Annotated in this window: 18 protein-coding genes; 4 read left to right on the plus strand and 14 right to left on the minus strand. The window is 33.8% G+C overall.

The genetic code is table 11. The features are described 5' to 3' along the window. Window positions 1-40 precede the first annotated feature (40 nt). Window positions 41-1,048 carry an FAD:protein FMN transferase gene (locus tag GCQ56_RS02650; RefSeq protein WP_152732840.1) on the plus strand — a complete coding sequence of 336 codons (1,008 nt, stop codon included), beginning with the start codon at window positions 41-43 and terminating at the stop codon, window positions 1,046-1,048. Window positions 1,049-1,155: 107 nt separating this feature from the next. On the opposite strand, the gene GCQ56_RS02655 is transcribed toward GCQ56_RS02650, so the two are convergent. Both GCQ56_RS02655 and GCQ56_RS02660 read right to left on the minus strand, forming a co-directional pair. After that, window positions 1,156-1,323 (minus strand): membrane or secreted protein, encoded by a 168-nt coding sequence (locus GCQ56_RS02655; RefSeq protein ID WP_152732841.1) that lies wholly within the window; start codon window positions 1,321-1,323, stop codon window positions 1,156-1,158. Between the two features lie 104 nt (window positions 1,324-1,427). Beyond that, entirely contained in the window at window positions 1,428-1,673 is a 246-nt protein-coding gene (locus tag GCQ56_RS02660) for a hypothetical protein (protein ID WP_152732842.1), read from the minus strand. Window positions 1,674-1,903: 230 nt separating this feature from the next. Between GCQ56_RS02660 and GCQ56_RS02665 the strand changes: the two genes are divergently transcribed. Beyond that, window positions 1,904-4,348 carry a thiamine pyrophosphate-dependent enzyme gene (locus GCQ56_RS02665; RefSeq protein WP_152732843.1) on the plus strand — a complete coding sequence of 815 codons (2,445 nt, stop codon included), beginning with the start codon at window positions 1,904-1,906 and terminating at the stop codon, window positions 4,346-4,348. Window positions 4,349-5,055: 707 nt separating this feature from the next. Here GCQ56_RS02665 and GCQ56_RS02670 read toward each other — a convergent pair. Further along, window positions 5,056-6,879 (minus strand): Na+/H+ antiporter NhaC family protein, encoded by a 1,824-nt coding sequence (locus GCQ56_RS02670; protein ID WP_193323696.1) that lies wholly within the window; start codon window positions 6,877-6,879, stop codon window positions 5,056-5,058. A gap of 269 nt (window positions 6,880-7,148) precedes the next feature. On the opposite strand from GCQ56_RS02670, the gene GCQ56_RS02675 reads away from it, so the two are divergent. Then, the gene (locus GCQ56_RS02675; protein ID WP_299992956.1) at window positions 7,149-7,739 is read left to right on the plus strand and encodes a YqgE/AlgH family protein; all 591 of its coding nucleotides are present in this window, start codon (window positions 7,149-7,151) and stop codon (window positions 7,737-7,739) included. On the opposite strand, the gene GCQ56_RS02680 is transcribed toward GCQ56_RS02675, so the two are convergent. The 8 genes from GCQ56_RS02680 to GCQ56_RS02715 are packed head-to-tail and all read right to left on the minus strand — an operon-like array spanning window position 7,736 to window position 15,254. Next, window positions 7,736-8,590: an aminotransferase class IV gene (locus tag GCQ56_RS02680; RefSeq protein ID WP_152732845.1), complete on the minus strand. Its 855-nt coding sequence runs from the start codon at window positions 8,588-8,590 to the stop codon at window positions 7,736-7,738. The two genes, GCQ56_RS02675 and GCQ56_RS02680, sit on opposite strands and share 4 nt — an antisense overlap. A gap of 1 nt (window position 8,591) precedes the next feature. Continuing rightward, window positions 8,592-9,089, minus strand: a complete 498-nt coding sequence (locus GCQ56_RS02685; RefSeq protein ID WP_152732846.1) for an HAD-IIIA family hydrolase — start codon at window positions 9,087-9,089, stop codon at window positions 8,592-8,594. A gap of 3 nt (window positions 9,090-9,092) precedes the next feature. After that, complete coding sequence (locus GCQ56_RS02690; RefSeq protein ID WP_152732847.1) at window positions 9,093-9,698, minus strand: rhomboid family intramembrane serine protease; 606 nt, start codon at window positions 9,696-9,698, stop codon at window positions 9,093-9,095. A gap of 11 nt (window positions 9,699-9,709) precedes the next feature. Then, window positions 9,710-11,791, minus strand: coding sequence for an OmpA family protein (locus GCQ56_RS02695; RefSeq protein WP_152732848.1), 2,082 nt, complete (start codon window positions 11,789-11,791; stop codon window positions 9,710-9,712). Between the two features lie 5 nt (window positions 11,792-11,796). Next, a complete protein-coding gene (locus GCQ56_RS02700; protein ID WP_152732849.1) occupies window positions 11,797-12,750 on the minus strand; it encodes a type IX secretion system membrane protein PorP/SprF in 954 nt (317 codons plus the stop codon). 2 nt (window positions 12,751-12,752) lie between these two features. After that, window positions 12,753-13,424 carry a gliding motility-associated C-terminal domain-containing protein gene (locus tag GCQ56_RS02705; protein ID WP_152732850.1) on the minus strand — a complete coding sequence of 224 codons (672 nt, stop codon included), beginning with the start codon at window positions 13,422-13,424 and terminating at the stop codon, window positions 12,753-12,755. Window positions 13,425-13,471: 47 nt separating this feature from the next. After that, window positions 13,472-14,473, minus strand: a complete 1,002-nt coding sequence (gene holA, locus GCQ56_RS02710) for a DNA polymerase III subunit delta (RefSeq protein WP_152732851.1) — start codon at window positions 14,471-14,473, stop codon at window positions 13,472-13,474. Between the two features lie 10 nt (window positions 14,474-14,483). After that, window positions 14,484-15,254, minus strand: coding sequence for an AMP nucleosidase (locus tag GCQ56_RS02715; protein ID WP_152732852.1), 771 nt, complete (start codon window positions 15,252-15,254; stop codon window positions 14,484-14,486). 58 nt (window positions 15,255-15,312) lie between these two features. On the opposite strand from GCQ56_RS02715, the gene GCQ56_RS02720 reads away from it, so the two are divergent. Further along, window positions 15,313-15,771 (plus strand): type I restriction enzyme HsdR N-terminal domain-containing protein, encoded by a 459-nt coding sequence (locus GCQ56_RS02720; protein ID WP_152732853.1) that lies wholly within the window; start codon window positions 15,313-15,315, stop codon window positions 15,769-15,771. Here GCQ56_RS02720 and GCQ56_RS02725 read toward each other — a convergent pair. The 3 genes from GCQ56_RS02725 to GCQ56_RS02735 form a co-directional block, all read right to left on the minus strand. Then, window positions 15,758-16,294: a GNAT family N-acetyltransferase gene (locus tag GCQ56_RS02725; RefSeq protein WP_152732854.1), complete on the minus strand. Its 537-nt coding sequence runs from the start codon at window positions 16,292-16,294 to the stop codon at window positions 15,758-15,760. The genes GCQ56_RS02720 and GCQ56_RS02725 overlap by 14 nt on opposite strands. A gap of 2 nt (window positions 16,295-16,296) precedes the next feature. Then, window positions 16,297-19,359 (minus strand): PD40 domain-containing protein, encoded by a 3,063-nt coding sequence (locus GCQ56_RS02730; protein WP_152732855.1) that lies wholly within the window; start codon window positions 19,357-19,359, stop codon window positions 16,297-16,299. 323 nt (window positions 19,360-19,682) lie between these two features. After that, on the minus strand, window positions 19,683-20,987 hold the full coding sequence (locus GCQ56_RS02735; RefSeq protein ID WP_152732856.1) for a dihydrolipoamide acetyltransferase family protein: 1,305 nt from the start codon (window positions 20,985-20,987) through the stop codon (window positions 19,683-19,685). Window positions 20,988-21,081 lie beyond the last annotated feature (94 nt).

Genomic DNA, 21,081 nt, shown 5'->3' on the forward strand with positions numbered 1-21,081 from the left:
CAGAGCTTGTGTATTTTCATAGCGAATTAAGAATTAAATCATGAGAAAAACATTTCTTCTTACCCTTGTTGGTTTAAGTGTTCTTTTAGGAGCATGTCAGGATCAAAAGGAAAAATATCATTTTAATGAAGGTCAGATTTTTGGCACCTTCTATCATATCATTTATGAGTATCCACATCAGGAAGGATTACAAACTGAAATTTTAGAAAAACTAAATGAGTTTGATTATTCCTTATCAACTTATAAAGTAGAATCGGTAATTTCAAAAGTGAATAACAACGATTCTACTGTTGTATTGGATCATTATTTTAAAACGGTTTTTGAAAAAAGTGAAGAGGTCGCTAAAATTACAGATGGCGCTTTTGATTGGACGGTTGCTCCTTTGGCTAATGCCTGGGGATTTGGATTTAAAAATAAGTTGGATCCAGACCAAATTCCGGTTGATAGTTTATTGGCTATAGTTGGATATCAAAAAGTGAAATTAGAGGCTGGAAAAGTGATTAAAGAGGATCCTAGAATCATGTTTGATGCCAGTGCCATTGCCAAAGGTTATGGTGTTGATGTTGTAGCTGATTTTTTGGAAACAAAAGGGATTACCAATTACATGGTTGAAATTGGTGGTGAAATTCGAGCAAAAGGACTAAGTAATAAGGAAAGATTATGGAGGGTTGGAATTGATAAACCAATCGATGATCCATCGAGCTTATCCCGACAAATTCAAGATGTAATAGAATTGGATAATGGCGCAATGGCTACTTCTGGTAATTACCGACAATTCTACGTGAAGGATGGTAAAAAATATGCTCACACTATCGATCCAAGACTGGGATATCCTGTGCAGCACAGTTTGCTTTCTGCTTCGGTTATAGCACCTGAATGTATGACGGCAGATGCTTATGCAACAGCATTTATGGTTCTGGGATTAGAGAAAAGTATTGAGATTGTAGAGAAAGATCCGCAAATGGAAGCTTATTTTATTTATGCTGACGATAAAGGAAATCTTAAAGTTTACATTACCGAAAGTTTAAAGGGTAAAATTTTACAATAAGATCTAGAAGTTATCGGTTTTCTGTCTGCCTACGTCTGCAAAAATGTAGTTGTTATGAAATAATACAAACAGAGATCAACGGAAAACCGATAACCATAATAGCATAATTACTTTACTTCGCAATTTTCTGACTCTTCATCTTCACACCCACAAGAACTACATCCTCCACCTGTGAATTTTGCATTTTTGTCGAATAGTAGTTTAATTGCAAAACCAGCAAATGCAAGCAGCAATAAGAAAAGCGAAAGCAATAATATTTTAAAAAATACAAGCATGGTTTTTAGTTTTGTACTACTAACTAATTACGAACTTAAATCGTGTAAGGTTGTATTTTGGAAAGAGATTTAGATCTTTTTAACTTTTAAGATTAGTTAAGTACTTATAAAGATTGTAGTTCTTTATCAAGAAGACTCATTTTACTGCTCTGTTTAGCATTTCTTCCTTTTGCTTGCTCCATTTTGTGCTGAGTAGTTGCACACGCAATTCCCCTCTTTTTCAGCTCTTCATTTTTTCCAATGTGTAGTTCAGGAAATCTACCATTCTTTTTAATTAGTATAGATATTGCTAATCCTATAAAGGCAATTCCCAAAATAACTACAGTTATAAGTAAAACTTTTACAATCATTTGAATAATTCTTAATAATTTAAAGGCAAAGATATCATTTCAGTCTTGTAAGACCAAATGAATGCAGATTTTAAGGTCTGAAATACTTGTTGAGAATTTTCTTATTTAGAATTATTCTTGCTAAATTTGATTTTGATAAAATCAAAATAATTCTGTTAAATAAACACACTAACATACTTAGGATATTGAAATAAGGGGGAAACTATTTCAAGTCCGACAAATACAAAAATATGTCTGAAACAATAAAGGAAAACAAAGAAGCGAATGATGAAAATTTATCCTTTGAAGATTTTACTTCCGAAGTTCTTAAGGATTATCGCATAGCAAATATTAGTCGTCAGTTAAGTATTTTGGGGCGGAAAGAAGTACTTACCGGAAAAGCTAAATTTGGAATTTTTGGTGACGGAAAGGAAATTGCTCAAATCGCAATGGCAAAATCGTTCAAGGAGGGTGATTGGAGATCTGGATATTATCGAGATCAAACATTTATGCTTGCATCAGGAATGCTAACTCCAGAGGAATTTTTCGCACAATTATTTGGAGAAACACAGCTAGACAAGAATCCTGCAAATGGAGGTCGCTTAATGAATAACCATTATGCTTCCCGAAGTTTAAATGAAGATGGGAGTTGGAAGAATTTAACCAAGCAGAAAAATTCATCTGCCGACATTTCTCCAACAGCGGGTCAAATGCCACGTTTATTGGGATTGGCATATGCTTCTAAATTGTTCAGGGAAAATAAGGAATTACATCAATTTAACGAATTTTCTATAAAGGGAAATGAAGTTGCATTTGGAACCATTGGCGATTCAAGTACATCTGAAGGACATTTTTGGGAGACCATTAATGCAGCTGGTGTTTTAAAAGTACCAATGGCAATGAGTGTTTGGGATGATGGTTGGGGGATTTCTGTCCCGAACAAATATCAAACAACCAAATCGAATATATCCGAAGTTTTAAAAGGCTTTGAGCAAGATGAAAAAGGAGATGGATATTTAATATACAAAGCTAAAGGATGGGATTATCCAGCTCTTTGTAAAATGTATGTAGAAGGAGTTGAACTTTGCCGTAGAGATCATACACCAACATTATTTCACGTGACTGAAATGACTCAACCTTTAGGACATTCAACTTCAGGATCGCATGAAAGATACAAGACAAAGGAGCGATTGGAATGGGAGAAAGAATTTGATCCAATCAAAAAAATGAGAGAATGGATTCTTTCAATGGAGTTGGTTGAAGGTGCAAAATTGGATGAAATAGAAGCTGATGCCATCGAAGAAGTGAAACAAGCCCGTAAGGCGGCATGGAAAACTTTTATCGATCCGATTAAAAAAGAACGTGATAATTTGATCAAGTTGGTTGAAAATGCCGGCTGTGATTGCAAAAAAACGGAAAGAATTGACGCTATCACCAATGGATTAAAGAAAATTATTAATCCGGTACGTAAAGATAATGTTAGTGCGGCAAAGAAAATTCTAAGACACATTTGTTCAACCTGTGAAAGTTTTAAACCATTAAAATCTCAGTTGCAAGAATGGTTAAAGAATACAATAGAAGAGAATCATGAAAGATACAGCAGTTACTTGTATTCTGAAACAGAATTAGGCATCCAGAATATAAAAGCTGTTGATCCAATATATAGTGATACCTCTAAAACTGTGAATGGTCGGGAAGTACTTCGTGATAATTTTGAGAAACTATTTACTAAATATCCATTGCTTTTGACCTTTGGTGAAGATACTGGCTTTATTGGCGGTGTGAATCAAAGTTTAGAAGGAATGCAGGAAAAGTTTGGAGAGTTAAGAGTTACCGATACCGGAATTCGCGAAGCTACCATTCTAGGGCAAGGTATTGGCTTAGCTTTACGAGGAATGCGTCCAATTGCTGAAATTCAGTATTTTGATTATCTATTGTATGCTTTGCAAACCATGAGTGATGATTTGGCAACCATGCAATATCGTACCAAAGGTGGTCAAAAAGCGCCGGTGATAATTCGTACGCGTGGTCATAGACTTGAGGGAATTTGGCATTCAGGTTCTCCGTTAAGTATGGTTATAAATTCTATCCGTGGGGTACATGTTTGTGTTCCAAGAAACATGACTATTGCCGCAGGATTATACAATACACTTTTAGAATCGGATGAACCAGCTTTGGTTATTGAACCATTGAATGGATATCGATTGAAGGAAAAGCTTCCTGACAATTTGGGAGAGTTTAAAACTTCGTTGGGAGTACCTGAGGTTTTAAATGAGGGTTCGGATATTACTTTGGTAACTTATGGATCATGTGTTCGAATTGCAGAAGATGCAGTTAAGCAATTGAAAGATTTTGATATTTCAGTGGAACTAATTGATGTACAAACATTACTGCCATTTGATGTGAACAGTCGAATTCTTGAATCTGTTAAAAAGACAAATCGAATTGTATTTTTCGATGAGGATGTTCCAGGTGGAGCAACTGCATTTATGATGCAGAAGGTTTTGGAAGATCAGAAGGCATACTTTTACCTAGATTCAGAGCCTAAAACAATTACAGCAAAAGATCATCGTCCGGCTTATGGAACAGATGGAGATTATTTTTCAAATCCTAACGCAGAGGATGTCTTTGAATTGATCTATGAGATAATGAGGGAATCAAATCCAGATAAATTTCCTTCGATATATATTAACTAGGCTTATTTTTAAGTAAAGTTTTAATCCGTAAAAATTTATTTACGGATTTTTTGTGTTCCCTGTCACCCATTATTACTTGCAACTTGTTATATAAGTGTTCGAAAGATTTTAAGTAGTTTTTCGAAAAAACTTTTAGTTAGTAATAGTTGGATGTAATGTGGTAATTCTTACAACGATAATGACTAATCGAGCTCAAATATAAAGAGCAACAGCCGTTTCATTGAGACGGCTGTTTTTTGTTTGTCAAGTTTTTTATTCTATGAATTGAAATTTTCCAATTCTTTGTCACCCATTTTTTAGATGAACCTGTTTTAGTATTGTTCGAGGCGAGAATTAGGGGTCTTAAATCGAATGTTTTTAGTATGTAGTGCCTATGTAATTAGGTGATGTAAAAATATCAGGGCACAATTTTAAAGGCTATATTATATAGCAATAAGCAGTCATTCTTAGGGGGAGTGACTGTTTTTTTATGTGTAAATCTCAGTTATAAAATAGTTAGTACTAAGGCAAGCATGTTAAATTTTGTTAAAAATGAATTTTCCTGTCACCTTTTTACAATTTTACACGTCTTTAGGGTATAAGTTTTTAGTTAGTGTTGGTTTGATACATTGTGGTTAGTGGTAAAATTGTCGTAATAGATAATTACAAATCAACATAAAATATAAACCTGGCATTATTCTTTTCTGTAGAATGCCAGGTTTTTTGTTTTAATATCTTTTTCCAATAAATTTTACAATTAAAAATAGAATAGTAAAGCCCAGTGGAATTAAAAGCCATGAAGAAACTCCGTAAGCTGCAGGTAATAAACCAGCAAATATTGCAACTGATCCAACGGTTAATGCATATGGAAGTTGGGTTCTGACGTGTTCTATATGATTACATGAACTTGCTAAAGAACTTAGGATGGTTGTATCTGAAATAGGAGAACAATGATCACCTAAAACAGAACCTGCCAGAATTGCTGAGACCGTTATATAGAAAATGTTCATACTCTCAATGTTATTCATTCCAGCGGAGTGACAAAGAGCCCAGGAGGCTGGTAATATTAAGGGATAAAGAATAGCCATCGTACCCCAGGATGATCCTGTCGAAAAAGCAATTAATGCGGATAATATAAATGTAAATGTAGGCAAGAATTCAGGTGGAACATCTGTGGCAATTAATAAATTGGATATAAAATCAGCAGTATGCATGTCTTTTGTAATATCAGCCAGAGCCCAAGCCAAAATTAAAATAAGTATTGCTGTAAGCATAGTTTTAAAACCGCTTACCAACGCATCAATGGTTTTTTTAAGGTTTAAAATACCTTGACTAATACTTAATGCTGCAGCTACCAAGACAGCAGAAAGTGATGACCATAATAAGGCTAAATAAGAATCGGAAGATCCTATGATATGGGATAGTTTGGTGCCAAATGCTATGTTTGAATCATTCCAAATAGTTGTATCCCAACCAGTATATATTAATCCTGCAAAAGTTCCTAATATTACTATTAATACAGGAATTCCAGCATTGTACCAACGCGTCGGTATATTCTCTGATATATGGATGCTTTCTTCTTCATTTAATTTTTCTTTTGAGACTATATTTTCAGGATTTCTTTCACCGGTTCGACTTCTTTTTTCGGCTTTATACATTGGACCAAAATCCCTTTTCATGATAACTAACATTAGAATGAAAAATAGGGTAAAGAAAGGATAAAAGCGGGTCGGCAATGAATTCAAAAATATACTATAAGGACTTTCGATGATATTTATTTGAGAGGTAGCTGATTGAATGTAACTTAACTCAATTCCAATCCAGGTTGTAATCATTGCAATAGAGGCAACAGGAGCAGCTGTAGAATCAACAATATAAGCCAATTTTTCTCTTGAGATTTTCAACTTATCGGTTACAGGTCTCATTGTATTACCCACTACCAAGGTATTTGCATAGTCATCAAAGAAAATAAGTACGCCCAATATCCAGGTAACTAATTGTCCTGATCGGTGACTGTTTGCAAATTTTGATAGTTTATTTACTACACCTTGCATTCCACCATTTTTTGTAATAAGGTTCACCATAGCACCTATTAACATTGAAAATACAATTATTGATATATGACCTGAGTCGGTTAAAGATTGAATGATATATGTATCAGATATCGCAAAAATTGCTTTAAAAAATGCAGTTAAAATTGATCCTTCCTGAAAGGAATAAATAATCAAAGTACCTGAAAATAAACCTACAAATAAAGCTGAAAACACTTCCTTAAATAACAAAGCCATAACAATGGCAATTAAAGGAGGTAATATCGACATCCATAAGGGGATGGCTGAAAAAGATTTGGATTGTTCTATATTGTATATTTGAACATTCACCTGCTGTTTTCCTTTAAAAACATATGGAATATGAATGTTGTTTTTAGTTGGAACGAGCTTAAAATGTTTTTGATTGACAACCACTTCTAAACTGTCATTCGTATTTTGCCATTCTTGATCAAGTAGAATTTTAATTTCAGAATTTATGTCGGCAACTATTATTTTCGGCAATTCTATTTCAAAAGATGTAATTTGTTTTTTTTGTTGAATTGTAGAGGAAAAAACATAGTGAAAATTGGACAATAAAAATAGAAGGAGTATAGTTCGGACTAAGTATTTGTACATTGTATAGGTATTTTAATAGGATGAAATAAATATACCGATTTTGTTTACTTTATGCTAATAAATTCTACTTATAGCTTAAGAAGTTTACATTATGAAATTCTTTTTTTCTTTGGTAAAATTGGTTATTTTGTAATCAGGAACTTAATTTAATAGGTGTGGACGAAACTTCAGATATTTTTAGAATCGAGAACAATAATATTAATCCGGAAAAGGGAAAAATACTTATAGCTGAACCTTTTTTAGAAGGACGTTATTTCAAGCGATCCATTATATTATTGGCAGAGTTTAATGAAGACGGAGCTGTAGGTTTTGTTTTAAATAAGCCGATAAACTTATCGGTTGATGAGGTATTAATAAATATTGCCCACTTCGACGGTGATGTTTATATAGGTGGACCCGTTGATACCAATCGAATTTACTACATACATACTATTCCAAAGCTGATACCGAATAGCATTCACATTTTTGATAGTCTCTATTGGGGAGGTGATTTTACTGTTTTAAAAGACCTTATAGAGGAGAAAAAGGTATTGCCGCATCAGGTTCGTTTTTTTGCAGGATATGCCGGTTGGAGTGCTGGTCAGTTGGGAGAGGAAATTCAAGAGCACTCATGGTTAGTTAGCCAAACAGAAGTGAATAAAATTATGAATCTGGAGAATCAGAATTTGTGGGAAGAATGTTTAAGAAATTTGGGTGGGAAATATAGAATGTGGTCCAATTTCCCAGAAAACCCGAGTATGAATTAAGAACTAAAAGCAGTTCTATTCAATTCTTCGATTAAAAGTTTAGCGGTTTTATTAAAAAACCTTCTTTCCTGAAAAGCAACAACCCAATTGATACCTACAATAGCATTGGTAAGGAAAATTTCGTCTGCATTTAGTAGGTCATCAACGGATAAATCACAATCGTCGTAAATTGTTATTCCCAGATTAATTGCCGCTTCAATAATTTGCTCTCGCATTATTCCAGAAACCGCACCACTATCGGTACCTGGTGTTAAAAGAATATTATCTTTTACAATAAACAGATTGGAGCTAATGCTTTCAACAAGATTTCCTCTCTCATTAAGTAACAAACAGTCATCCAATTGTAATTTCTTTTTGTGATTTCCAGCCATTATAAACAGAAGAGAATTTCCTGTTTTAAACTGCGAAAGAATACCATTTGTTTTTTTTATATCCTGATAAATATCAATTTGTAATCCTTTTTTATTAAGATGATAATGATCGTGATCCAGACGAGAAGTCTCAATTAAATAGGATATAGTATTGTCAGTAGGAGTGTATAATCCACCATCATTTCTAAATACAGATAAACGAATTCGTGTTCCGCTAAAAGCTTTATTTTTATTGATTAAATAAGTAATATCTGTACGAACTTTCTCTTTAAAATTGGAAGGATAAACCATACCAATAGTTCTCATTGCCTTTGAAATTCGATTCAGGTGTTGATCTAGAAATTGAATTTCGGTGCCGTTGGCATGTATGGTTTCAAATAGCGAGTCTCCATACTTAAAAGCTCTGTTTTGAGCGCTAAAAATAGCTTCGTTTTTTAAAAATAATTCTCCGTTAAGACTGATGTATTCCTCAGGTTTCATATTAAATTTCTCCTCTTAGAATTTGATCGCAATACTTACTAATATTCTCGTTAGCATCAACTTTAATACCTTTTATACCAGCAGCTTCAGATGCTTGCTTGTCTCTGGGACTATCTCCAATCATATAAGATTTTTCCTTATCAATGTCAAACTCATTTATTGCCTGCTGAAAGAAATAAGGGCTTGGTTTACGACATTGACAAGCAGCAACACTATCGTGATGAGGACAAAAGTAGATTTTCTCAATTTTAATATTCTCCTTTTCCAGAATACATAGGAGGTGAGAATGAACTTTGTTTACATCATCTTCCGTGTAAATACCTTTTGCTACACCTCCCTGATTGGTAACAATGAACAATAGGTAACCAGCATCAGAGAATTTTTTCAAAGAAGGAATTATACCTTCATTGATAAGAAAATCTTCAACACGGTAGATGTAATAATGACCAATATCGGAGTTTATTACTCCGTCTCGATCAAGAAATATAGCTTTTTGCATGTCCTAAAAATTGAGAATCTTCTGCAAAAATACTGAGAATAATTGTGGATTAAGGAGGATTGGAAAGAGAAATCCAAACAAGGCACCATAGAAATGGGCACTGTGACCGATATTATCAATATTTTTTTTCCCCATGTAATAGGAGTAATAAAGATAAGCAGCTCCAAAAATAATACCTGGAATAGGTATCACAAAGAACAAATAAACGGGTTGTAATGGAGCAAAAAATATAGTAGCAAATACAACTGCTGAAGTTGCGCCTGAAGCTCCAACCGCATTGTAATGATAATGATCGCGATGTTTTCTTAAATCGTATAAGGTGGAAATTACAATGGCACTTAAATATAAAGTGAAAAAATAGAACACTCCAGCAGATCCAAAATTGTCAGTTAAATAGTATTCTATGGCATCACCAAAAAAATAGAGGACGATCATATTTACCAATAAGTGATCCCAATTTGCATGTAAAAAACCATAGGTAATTAATCGGTACCATTGATTTCTTTTTAGAATTTGATACGCATTAAACTGATATTTGTACAGTAATTCATTGTTTTTAAATGCTGCAATTGAAGTTAATACTGTAATGGCAATTATTATAATGGTCATATATTTCTTTCTTAAAATGCTTCGACAAGTTTCACTGTAAGTGCCGATCTTCCTTGATCGTAACCTGCCGATTTGTATTGAACTCTGTTATTGGTTATCCCTTTTGAAACAATATATTCAGATGCTTTTTTTGCCCTTTCTAAACTTAGGCTTTTATTTTCTCTCTTTCCTAGATCTGAATTGGTGCAACCAATTATTTCTATTGCAATATTAGGATTTACTTTTAACAAACCCGCCAAATTATTTAATTCATTTATTGTGTGTTCTCCTAAATTTGAAGAACCATTTTCAAATTCTACACCATATAGCTGCATCAATTCATTTCGATTGAATTTTTGAAGTTCAATTTGCTCATATTTGTCTGATGTATATCTGTAATTGTTTAAGACTTTGGTGAAATAGCCTTCTTTATAGATGATAATGTCATATGATTTTGAAGGATCCATCTCTTTTTCAAAATCACCATAATCATCCGATTCGCAGAAACTATTGATTTTATAAGTTTGATTGATAATTTCAACACTTGCATTTTCAACCGATCGACCAGTATACTGATTAATTATGCTACCCTTGAATATTACCCAAGGAGTTTGTTCCATTGCAATATTTAATTGTTTGGTGTTTTGTGTTTGGTTGGCGAAATATAAAATTCGTTTGGTTTTGTAACCTGGTTTGCTCACTATTAAGCTGTAATTTTTTCCTTTATAAATATCCAAGTTGAAAATGCCTTTCTCATTGGTAAGATCAATTTTTTCTTTCGAGAGATTATCAATAAGGACAACTTCAACACTATCTAAGGCTTGTTTGTTTTTAACATCTACAATTCTGCCTTTTAGAATTTTAATTTTATCCGGATTGCGCTCAAATAAGAAAATATCATCGTTTCCATCTCTATTGGAAGAAAAATAGCCCATTTCTTTATTTGCTTCGATAAGATATGCGAAATCATCTTTTTGAGAATTAAAAGGAGGACCTAAATTGATTGGGTAGGTCCATTCGTTTTGAGTAAATGTAGTTTTAAAGATATCTAAACCACCAAAACCAATATGACCATCGGATGCAAAATACAAATAGTTATCAGCTGCAATAAACGGAAACATTTCGTTTCCGGAAGTATTTACAGCAGGACCAAGATTAATTGGTTTACTCCAAACAAAGCCTAATTTTCTACATACATAAATGTCAGTTCCTCCATATCCACCTTTCATATTAGATATGAAATAAAGGTTTCTACCGTCAGGAGAAATGCTTGGATGTCCTATTGAATAGTTTTGTCCTGAGAAGAGAAACAATTCTGGTTTGTCCCACGATTTGCCATTAAATCGAGCAGTATAGATATTTAATTCCGATTTTCCTTCCAAATTCAAATTCCCTTTGTTTCGAGTGAAGTAAACGAATTTTTCATTGGGTGTAAAACAAGCTGGTCCCTCGTGATATTTTGTGTTGAATGCGCCATTGAAAGGAACTGGCGAAAGAAACTTTTCATCGCTTCTTTCAGAATAATACAAGTCTAAATAATGCTCACCAGTTCTACCATCTTTTGTTCTGGATGTTTCATTTGGTCGTCCCGATACAATTACCAATCCATCTTTAAATAGTGCAGATGGAAAATCGGATTGTGGAGTATTTATATTTAGAGAACTGACAGTGTACAATTCCTGATCTTCCAATTCTTTTATACGTTTACAAGACAGTATAAGATTGGCAATATTTTCATCTTTAGGATTGTATTTGATGTATTTGCTATACCAGATTAAAGCTTCAGTATAGTTTCTGTTTCTTTTTAATAAATTTGCATACATCAGAAAATCTTTTGAGTCAGCATTCTCTTGTCCAACCAAATTTTCTATTAAATTGATAGCTTTAGCATGATTATCGGTTTGAATGTAACAGCAGGCAAGCTTTCTTTTTACATCAATATTATTTGTAGTTTCAAGTACCTTCTTGTAATAATATTCAGCATTTGAATATTCTTCATTATTGAAAAAACGATCGCCTTTTTGTACAAGTTGACTTTGGGCAAAAACACTAAAGTTTCCTGCCAAAATTAGAAGTGTTGCAAATAGAAAATTCAATCCCGGGTTACTGTTCATAGTCCTTAAAAATAACGAGGTGAAGTAATTCGGCTCTTTTTTAATGATAGATTGTAATTTAATATTATTTCATGATTTGTGAAGCCTTTTGAACGATATTTTCCAAAATATTTTTCATAAGAATATGAAAATCTTAGTTTTTGACTTAATTGATATCCTAACAATCCAGCCCAGGAATCATCAGTTCTGTATCCAGCTCCAATCGATACTCCTGATCTGTGCAAAAATTCAAGATTAACATTAGCAATAGCCTTACCCGAATGTTGTTTTACTAATAATAGTGATGGTGCTAATTTCAATTCATGATTTAAATCCAACTTTGTACCGGCACCAACATAAAAAGGAATATTTTTTGCTTCGAATTTCATATTTTCCGAAAAACCTTCCGTTGATGGTTGATCGTTGGATAACAATCGGGGAGCAGAAAATCCTACATAGAATTTTGGTGTATAGTAGTAAAAACCTATCCCAAAGTTAGGAACCCAAGTTGAGACATCCTGATCTGGAAAAGCAGGATCATCAGGCGAAGGAAAATTGGGATCAAAAGTTGTTAAATCACTCCACTTAATTTGTTTGTTAATAACTCCAGCCTGAATTCCCAGTGATAAAATTCCCTCATAACTTAACTGTAGATGATAGGCATAGTTTAGAAAAATGGCATTGTCTTTCTGAATTCCAAAGCTATTATTGTAGACAACTGCACCTAAGCCAAAATTGGTGCGGTTTATAGGAGCTTGAATTGAAACTACAGCAGTTTCAGGTGAGCCTTCAACATCAACCCATTGATTTCTGTATGCTAAAACAGCTTCCATAAACTGGCTACTTCCAGCATAGGCAGGATTGTAAAAAAGACGATTATATGTATAATTTGAAAAACGGATGTCCTCCTGTGCCACTGAGTTTTCAATGGATATAAGTAAACATCCGATATATAATACAGTTCTTAGGGTTCGATTCATTCTCAGTATTTAACAACGATATAACCACTTTTTACATACTCTTTATCTTTAATAATTAACTTAAAGAAATAGGTTCCTTTGGGCAGTTTGTCCCCAGGACCAAGTTTAACTCCGGTGCTGTTATAGCCACCATCCCAAGCATCTTGGTTACTGTAGTTTCTTTTTTCAAAAACTTTTGTTCCCCAGCGTGAGAAAACGATAAACTCGTTTTCGGGATAGTTTTCGATACCCTTGATGTAAAATTTGTCGTTAATGTTATCGTTGTTAGGCGAAAACGAAGAAGGTATAAACAATTCAACCTGATTAGGATCTAACACATTTACCAAAATCAAAGCTTTATCGCACTGATTGGCTGCATTACACACTTCATAGTAAATGGTATCCGTACCAAAACTCATTTCGTAAGGATAGTATACCATTAGAGTATTATCTTCTATCAAATAAGCCTTTCCAAATTGATCTGTTTGTTTAAGAATGCTCGTTTCAATATCTCCATTATCTGATATTTTATCATTCTTAAGAAAATCAATTTCAATATAAACCACTTCATTGTTTGAACTTAGATTCGTAATAGATACGGTATCGTTACGTACAATAGGTGATTGCCCGAAACTTGCTTGTGCGCTAAGCAAAAGTACAAGTAGTAGTAGGTGAATGGGTAAATTTACTCTCATATTAGGGTATTGCGTACAACTTAAGTTTTTTTAATGTTACGCTGCCTCTAATGGAGAATCTTAAAAATTAATTCTTTTAATAGATCTCCATGTTTGGTACTTACATCGCCATATCCTTTCGATTTTAAATCGTACTCCCGCAACATCTCAATAATTGATACCAATTTCTTGGGATTGTATTTTGCCGAAGCTTGTTTATAATCTTTTACGAAATACGGATTGATTCGTAAGCTTGAAGCAACAACTTTTTCGTTTGTTTTATTTTTTATAAAATAATACTTCAAAACTTTGGAGAAATACGAGTGCAATAGGGCAATGGTTACAACCATTGGATGATTTTTTTCGTTTGTCGAAAAGAAATTTATGATTTGATTGGCTTTAAACACATCTTTTTTACCTAATGCATTTTGGAGCTCAAAATTATTGTAATCCTTTGATATACCGATATTTTTCTCGATGTCATCGGGAGTAATTGTACTTCTGTTGGTAATATTTATGGTTAACTTTTCAAGGGCATTAGTTATTTTGCCTAAATCGTTACCTAAAAACTCGGCAAGAAGGAATGCTCCCTTTGTATCTATATTGTATTTTAATCCTGATGCATATTTTTTTATCCAATCAGGAACCTGATTATCATAGATTTTTTTGGATTCGAAAAGTACTCCATTTTGGGCGACTTCCTTGGTGAAATTCTTTCGTTTATCTAATGATTTGTATTTGTAATTGATCACCAGAATAGTAGATTTCAAAGGATTCTTAACATAGGAAGATAATTGATCGATATTCTTAATATTTTGAGCCTCTCGAATCACTACCAACTGTTTTTCAGCCATCATAGGAAAACGTCTTGCGGTTGTCACAATGGTTCCTATATCAGTATCCTTGCCATAAAGAATGGTCTGATTAAAGTCCCGTTCCGATTCGGCAAGTGCATTTTCAATAATGTAATCGGTAATTTTATCAATAAAAAAACTTTCATCTCCCATTAAAAAATATACAGGAGCGTACTCTTTCTTTTTAAGGCTTCGTAATATCTCTTCGTAAGTCATTTTGCTGATCTTAAAATCTAAGGTGTTTTACCGATTGACGGTTGTGCATGATTTCTTTTAAAGCTTCAATTCCCACTTCCAAATGTTCATTTACGAAATTACTGGTCACATCAGCATCACTTTTATCTGTTTTAACACCCTCTGAAATCATCGGCTGATCTGATACTAAAAGCAAAGCTCCAACAGGAATTTCATTGTAAAAACCCACTGTAAATATGGTTGCCGTTTCCATATCAATCGCCATAGCTCTTGTTTTGGTCAGATATTTTTTAAAACGCTCATCGTATTCCCACACTCTTTTATTTGTAGTAAATACAGTTCCGGTATAGTAATCTTTATTTCTATCGGATATTACCTGAGAAACTGCCATTTGAAGACTGTAGGCAGGTAATGCCGGTACTTCAGGTGGCAAATAGTCATTTGATGTTCCTTCGCTTCTAATCGCTGCTATCGGCAGTATAAGATCTCCTAATTTGTTCTTTCTTTTTAAGCCACCACATTTACCCAAAAACAATACTCCTTTAGGTTTAATCGCACTTAATAAATCCAAAACCGTTGCAGCATTCGGACTACCCATTCCAAAGTTGATAATCGTTATTCCATTTGCTGAGGCATTAGGCATTGCCTTATCCTCACCCACAATTTCACAATTATGCCATTCAGCAAACAACTCAACGTAATGGTTGAAGTTCGTTAATAGAATATAGGGTGTGAAATCAGCAAGCTCTCTTCCTGTATATCTGGATAACCAGTTTTTAACAATTTCTTCTTTAGTCTTCATTTGTTGGAGTAATTTAAATAGGAATAATCTTGTACCTTTAGCCTGTTAATGGCTTTTTATGGAAAACTTAAATTTACCAACTTATTCCTTCAAAATAAAATCTGAGCTGCAAAGAAAACTAATTTTTGACAGTATTCGAAAGAAGTATATTGTATTAACACCAGAAGAATGGGTGAGACAAAATTTCATTCGATATTTGATTGAAGAAAAAGGTTATCCTGCCTCATTAATAGCAGTCGAGAAAAAGGTAGATGTCAATCTTTTACCTCAACGTAGCGATATCGTTTTATACAATAGCAAAGCAAACCCTGTAATGATTGTGGAGTGCAAATCAGTAAAAATTAAAATTACGCAGGATGTGTTCAATCAGGTTGCACGATACAATATGAAACTTAGAGTTCCATTTTTAGTAGTGACGAATGGACTAAGACATTTTTGCTGTTATATGGATTATGAGAAGAAGAGTTTTCGTTTTTTGGAAGATATTCCTGAATACAAAACTATTAAAGATCTCTAGAGTTTATTTTCTGTAGAAGGTATTCATCCAGCCAGCCATCAGAAGTACTGATCCAATCTTTTTTTGAACCAATAATCTCAAATCCATTGTTCTGAAATAACCTTAAGCTATTTTCATTTTTAGAAGTTATATTGCAATACAATTGATGTAATTGAAGAACTTTAAACGCATACTCGCAAAGTGTTTGTAAAGCTTCCGAGGCGTATCCTTTTTGTTGGTTTTCTTTGTTGTGAATTAAAATGCCAACTCCTGCTCGACGATGGTATGGATCAAAATCAAAAATATCAATTAAGCCAACAGGATTTTCATTATCAGCTCTTTCAATTACAAGTCGTAATTGTTTGGTTTCAAAAATATCAAGATGCGAACTTTCCAGATATTGTTTTAATACAAACAGAGAAAAGGGTTTCAATGTATGGCTAACCTCCCAAATAGAGGAATCGTTTTCCCATTTGTATAATAGTTTTAAATCGGTTGGTTCCAGTGCCCGCAGACGAATATTTTTATTGTTGAGAACTTGCATTATTAGTGTTTCTTATACCATTTAAGTTCACGGGTAAAGGCATCTAAATAACCTTTTTTGGTTACCGATGACAATCGACTTTTAGCCTGAGAAAGAGAAGAGAATTTTTGGAAGGTATACCTCGATAAACCATCATTTCCTTTATAGACTGACATGTTACTTTGATCTAAATTTTTAAAATAATTTAATGGGCGGGCATTTTGCAATGCCATTACCTGTATGGTATAATAATTCGAATTATTACCCACTTTATTTTCAGGTAAGCTTTCACCGTGTAACGATTTTCTCACGAAAGCATCCCAATACCCATTTTTAAGAGCAGTTCCCAAATCTCTTATAGCCTCACTCTTGGAAGAATATGATCCAAAGGTATATCTGTACAGACCGTTTTGGTCAACGAACATATTTACATTACCCAAATCTTTAAAATAGGACAAAGGGCGAGGATGTCTTAGGGCCATTAACTGAATGGTATAGTTTGAGTTTTCGCGATATTTCATACCCGAATACAGTAATTGATCATTGATCACCGTACGAACAAAAGCGTCCCAATATCCCATTCGAATCAAACGATTCATTTCTTGAATAGCTTTGTGATATGACTTGAATTTACGATAGGTATATCGTGTAAATCCATCACTACCTTTAAAAACTTTTACATTGTCAAGATTATCGAAAAATTCAGCTTCAATTGGCAGGTTTAATGCCATAATCTGAATGGTATAATAGGTTTCACCACCAGATTTTTCTTTCACCAAATTGTTTTTAGATAAAATTCTGATTTTTGTAGTTTTAAACCCTTTTTTAACAATTGTTTTTTGCGCTTTTGAGGCTTCTTTATAATTTTTAAATTTTCCGTAGGTATAATGATAACGCTTATTAGGACCAAGCGTTTCGATAACTCCAGCAAGTTCTTCAAACAATTCTGGTTGAGGCGAATTAAAGTTTCCTAAGTCCAAAGTAAAGGCAAGATCACCTGCTGCAATTGCTTCCACATTTGCTTTTTGATTGTCAATAGCGGAACCTTTACTCAGTTTTTTATCAGTAATTATTTTCTTCTTATTGATTGTCTTTTTCTTTTCTTCCTCTTTTCTATTGGTATTTGTTTTTTTCTTGTTTGCTCCAATTACAGGAAGTCCAGGAGTAACTTTTGGGACTATTGGAGTAAAAGTTTTTGTATCACTTCCACTAGTTGTCGATTTCTGATTAGGTGTATTAGTTTCCTTTTTATCCTCAACTTTTGTAATAGGTTTTTTAACCGAAGTTAAACTGTCTTTTTGAACCATATTGTTGATGATCTCATCCACAGCTTTTGTGCTAGGTTCAGTCAAAATACTGTCTTTTGTTAATGGTTCAGTAAATGTTTTATCCTCAGGAATTGAATCTACCTTGGAAGCAATAGAACCAACTTCATTCAATTTACTCTCTTCAAAATCGATCAACTCAATAGTTTGAGGATAATCTGGTTCATCCTTAGTTCTTAATGTGAGTGGCAATAAGGTAATTACACTGTGGTTTTCCTTATTGGCAAACTCAGGTGGAATATTTAAAACTGTACGAAGCGTACGATATCCTTCGGCTACAATTTCAATATCATATTTTTTTCCAGCATCGATAATAAACAGGAATTTTCCTGTTGCTGAATTCGGAGTATAAATTCCAATGGTTTGATTGTTTTGACTTACCGTAATCTTGGAATTTCCAACAGGAGTACCATTTGAGGTCACAATTTTTCCTTTTAAAACAAATAATCCAACCTTATCGGCGTCGGGAGTTTTTATTAGGAAAATATCGGTTCGTCCCAAACTACCTTTTCTATAAGAAGCGAAATAAGCTCGCTTTCCATCAGGTGTTGGCGTGTAATAAATATCGTCATCAGTCGAATTAATTGGATAACCAATATTTATAGGAGTTGTCCATCTTCCCTTAATTTTCACACTTTTAAAGATATCTAAACCACCCATAGTTTTATGACCGGCTGAACTAAAGTAAAGTGTCTTCCCATCAGGATGAATAAAAGGAGCATCATCGTTGTATTCAGTATTGATTGCGGGACCTAGATTTTTGGCTTTTCCCCATTTTCCGTTAGGAAGTTTGGTAACAGTATAGACATCCATTCCACCATATCCGCCAGGACGGTCGCTCGAAAAATAAATGGTTCTACTATCAGCCGAAACAGAAATATGACTCTCTTTACTTTTAGAGTTGATGTTTGGTCCAAGTTTTTTAGGATCAGACCATGTACTACCATTTAATTTACTCACATAAATGTCTCCACCTTCAGATTCTTTTCGATTTAAATATCCTGCTTTGTATATATATAGTTCTTGTCCGTCAGCGGATATTGAGATAGAGGCATCGTGATCGATGGTATTTAAATTGGCGATACCTGTTGGCATGGACCAGGAGCCATTTACCAAATGTGAAATGTAAATATCTTCGAAATATTGTCCATCTATGTCAATTTTACTACCGGTTCCGTTTCTTCTTGAAGTAAAAACCATTGTACTTTCATCAGCAGTAACTCCAGGACTGTGTTCAGCAAATTCAGTATTAATTTTATTTCCCAGATTTACGATAGAGATATTGATCGGATTTTTGACCAATTCCAATCCATTCTTACACATTTTAATTTCACGTTGAATTTCATTTCTGAAACTGGTGTTTTGTGGTGAAATGATTTGTAGTAAATCTTTGTAAACCCTTAATGCTTCTCTAAATTGATAGTTGGTATGATATGCTTTTGCAAGATTGTAGTACACATCCATTGAAACATTGTTCTTTGAGTTAGTGTACTGAATTGATTTTTCAAGGTAGGCAACGGCTTTTCCTTTTTCCGATACGATGTTTAGGTAGCAAACACCTAATTTAAAATTAAGATCTGCATTTCGCGAGGATTGCTCTAAAAGTTCTCTGTATATACCAGCAGCTTTGGAATAATTTCCATTTTCTAGAAATCTTTCTGCTAATTGATACCTTCTCTTATCTGCAATCTTTTGTTTTTTGGGACTGGCATTAAGAGAGTATGGGGTACACACCCCTATTAAAATAGAGAGTAGGACCATAAACAAGAACTTCGTAAGTGAAGAATTCTTATTCAAACAAAGGTCTGTAGGGCAGTTTATATGGTTTAAATTAATTAACAATAACTAAATATAACAGATACGAGTTAATATTCAATAGAGATTTAGTAAAAAATACCAATTTGTTAATAAAAAAGTACCTTTTACCAGCTATTTCTAAAATCTTATAAAAGTAAGGAACATAAAACTACTTTCGATTGCAATTCGGATAAAAAAATTACAATTTTTGAGTAATTGCTTAATTCGGGGCAATAAAAAACCGCTGAACTAGGTTCAACGGCTCTTTTTATAGTGTATTTGTAAGATTATACAGTTCTGCTGATATCGAAATTCTCCAGGTATTCAGCAATTCTTTTTAGGAACATTCCACCTAAAGCACCATCTACCACGCGATGATCGTAAGAAAGAGAAAGAACCATAATATTCCTGATTCCAATTGTGTCTCCTTGCGGTGTTTCAATTACAGCAGGTTTCTTTTTTATTGCTCCAACGGCTAAAATTGCAACCTCAGGCTGATTAATAATAGGAGTACCAGTTGTGCTACCAAAAGCACCTAAATTGGTAATGGTAAATGTACTTCCTTTAATTTCATCCGGTTGTAGATTGTTTGAACGAGCTCTGTCTGCTAAATCATTAACCGTTTTGGTAATGCCGGTCAGGTTTTTCTCATCTGCAGATTTAATAACTGGAACAATTAAATTGCCACTTGGCAGCGCAGTAGCCATTCCAATATTGATGAATTTTTTACGAATGATTTTATCTCCATCAACCGAAACATTAACCATTGGATAGTCTTTCAAAGCTTTAGTAACAGCTTCAACAAAAATAGGAGTGAAGGTTAATTTCTGACCTTCTTTCTGCAAAAATTCATTCTTTACTTTATTTCTCCATTGTACCAAACCAGTAACATCAACATCAATAAATGAAGTGACATGAGGCGAAACTTGTTTAGAATTGACCATGTATTGCGCAATTAATTTACGCATACGATCCATTTCAATAATTTCCACATTTTCACCATCATAAGATTTCTGAACAGGAGCAACAACTGAAGAACTTACAGGAGCAACAATAGGCTCTTTCACTATAGGAGTCGACTTTTTATCTTCGATAAATTGCAGAATATCCTTTTTTGTAATTCTCTTGTGTTCCCCCGAACCTTCTAAGGAATTCAATTCTTGTAAACTGATGTTTTCTTCTTGAGCAATTTTGCGGACTAAAGGAGAAATGAACGATCCGTTCTCGGTTTTGCTTGTTAGTTTTGGTTCCGATTCTGAATTCGAAATTTCCTTCGGAATTTCAAATACTATTTCTTCTTCAACTGGCTTTTTTACAGAAACAGTAGCTTCCTCTTCATTTAGATCTTCTCCTTCAGGTACTATAATTGCGACTATCTCACCAACTTGGGCAACATCTCCCTCTGCAACAAGGAATTTTGCGATTTTACCACTTTGTGGTGCAGGAATTTCAGAGTCAACTTTATCAGTTGCAATTTCCATTAAGGATTCTTCTTCTTCTACAAAATCACCCTCTTTTTTTAGGAATTGAGTAACGGTTGCTTCAGTGATTCCTTCCCCCATAGCAGGAATCAGAATTTCTATTTTAGCCATGTGTGATTGTTTTTTTGATACCTATGAAGATAGGCAAAGCCGATGGATATTTAAAATTGTTAATCACAGAATCTAAATACAAATCGGAGTTAGT

Origin of the sequence: Marinifilum sp. N1E240 (assembly GCF_009295825.1) — a bacterium.
In the GTDB taxonomy this organism is placed as follows: Bacteria; Bacteroidota; Bacteroidia; order Bacteroidales; family Marinifilaceae; genus Marinifilum_A; species Marinifilum_A sediminis.

Coding starts and splice junctions, on each gene's coding strand:
- GCQ56_RS02695 (WP_152732848.1), bottom strand. CDS start 11,791: ATGAACAGTAACCCGGGATTGAATTTTCTATTTGCAACACTTCTAATT.
- GCQ56_RS02700 (WP_152732849.1), bottom strand. CDS start 12,750: ATGAATCGAACCCTAAGAACTGTATTATATATCGGATGTTTACTTATA.
- GCQ56_RS02650 (WP_152732840.1), top strand. CDS start 41: ATGAGAAAAACATTTCTTCTTACCCTTGTTGGTTTAAGTGTTCTTTTA.
- GCQ56_RS02685 (WP_152732846.1), bottom strand. CDS start 9,089: ATGCAAAAAGCTATATTTCTTGATCGAGACGGAGTAATAAACTCCGAT.
- GCQ56_RS02680 (WP_152732845.1), bottom strand. CDS start 8,590: ATGAAACCTGAGGAATACATCAGTCTTAACGGAGAATTATTTTTAAAA.
- GCQ56_RS02720 (WP_152732853.1), top strand. CDS start 15,313: ATGGAAAACTTAAATTTACCAACTTATTCCTTCAAAATAAAATCTGAG.
- GCQ56_RS02660 (WP_152732842.1), bottom strand. CDS start 1,673: ATGATTGTAAAAGTTTTACTTATAACTGTAGTTATTTTGGGAATTGCC.
- GCQ56_RS02725 (WP_152732854.1), bottom strand. CDS start 16,294: ATGCAAGTTCTCAACAATAAAAATATTCGTCTGCGGGCACTGGAACCA.
- GCQ56_RS02730 (WP_152732855.1), bottom strand. CDS start 19,359: ATGGTCCTACTCTCTATTTTAATAGGGGTGTGTACCCCATACTCTCTT.
- GCQ56_RS02715 (WP_152732852.1), bottom strand. CDS start 15,254: ATGAAGACTAAAGAAGAAATTGTTAAAAACTGGTTATCCAGATATACA.
- holA (WP_152732851.1), bottom strand. CDS start 14,473: ATGACTTACGAAGAGATATTACGAAGCCTTAAAAAGAAAGAGTACGCT.
- GCQ56_RS02690 (WP_152732847.1), bottom strand. CDS start 9,698: ATGACCATTATAATAATTGCCATTACAGTATTAACTTCAATTGCAGCA.
- GCQ56_RS02735 (WP_152732856.1), bottom strand. CDS start 20,987: ATGGCTAAAATAGAAATTCTGATTCCTGCTATGGGGGAAGGAATCACT.
- GCQ56_RS02655 (WP_152732841.1), bottom strand. CDS start 1,323: ATGCTTGTATTTTTTAAAATATTATTGCTTTCGCTTTTCTTATTGCTG.
- GCQ56_RS02705 (WP_152732850.1), bottom strand. CDS start 13,424: ATGAGAGTAAATTTACCCATTCACCTACTACTACTTGTACTTTTGCTT.
- GCQ56_RS02665 (WP_152732843.1), top strand. CDS start 1,904: ATGTCTGAAACAATAAAGGAAAACAAAGAAGCGAATGATGAAAATTTA.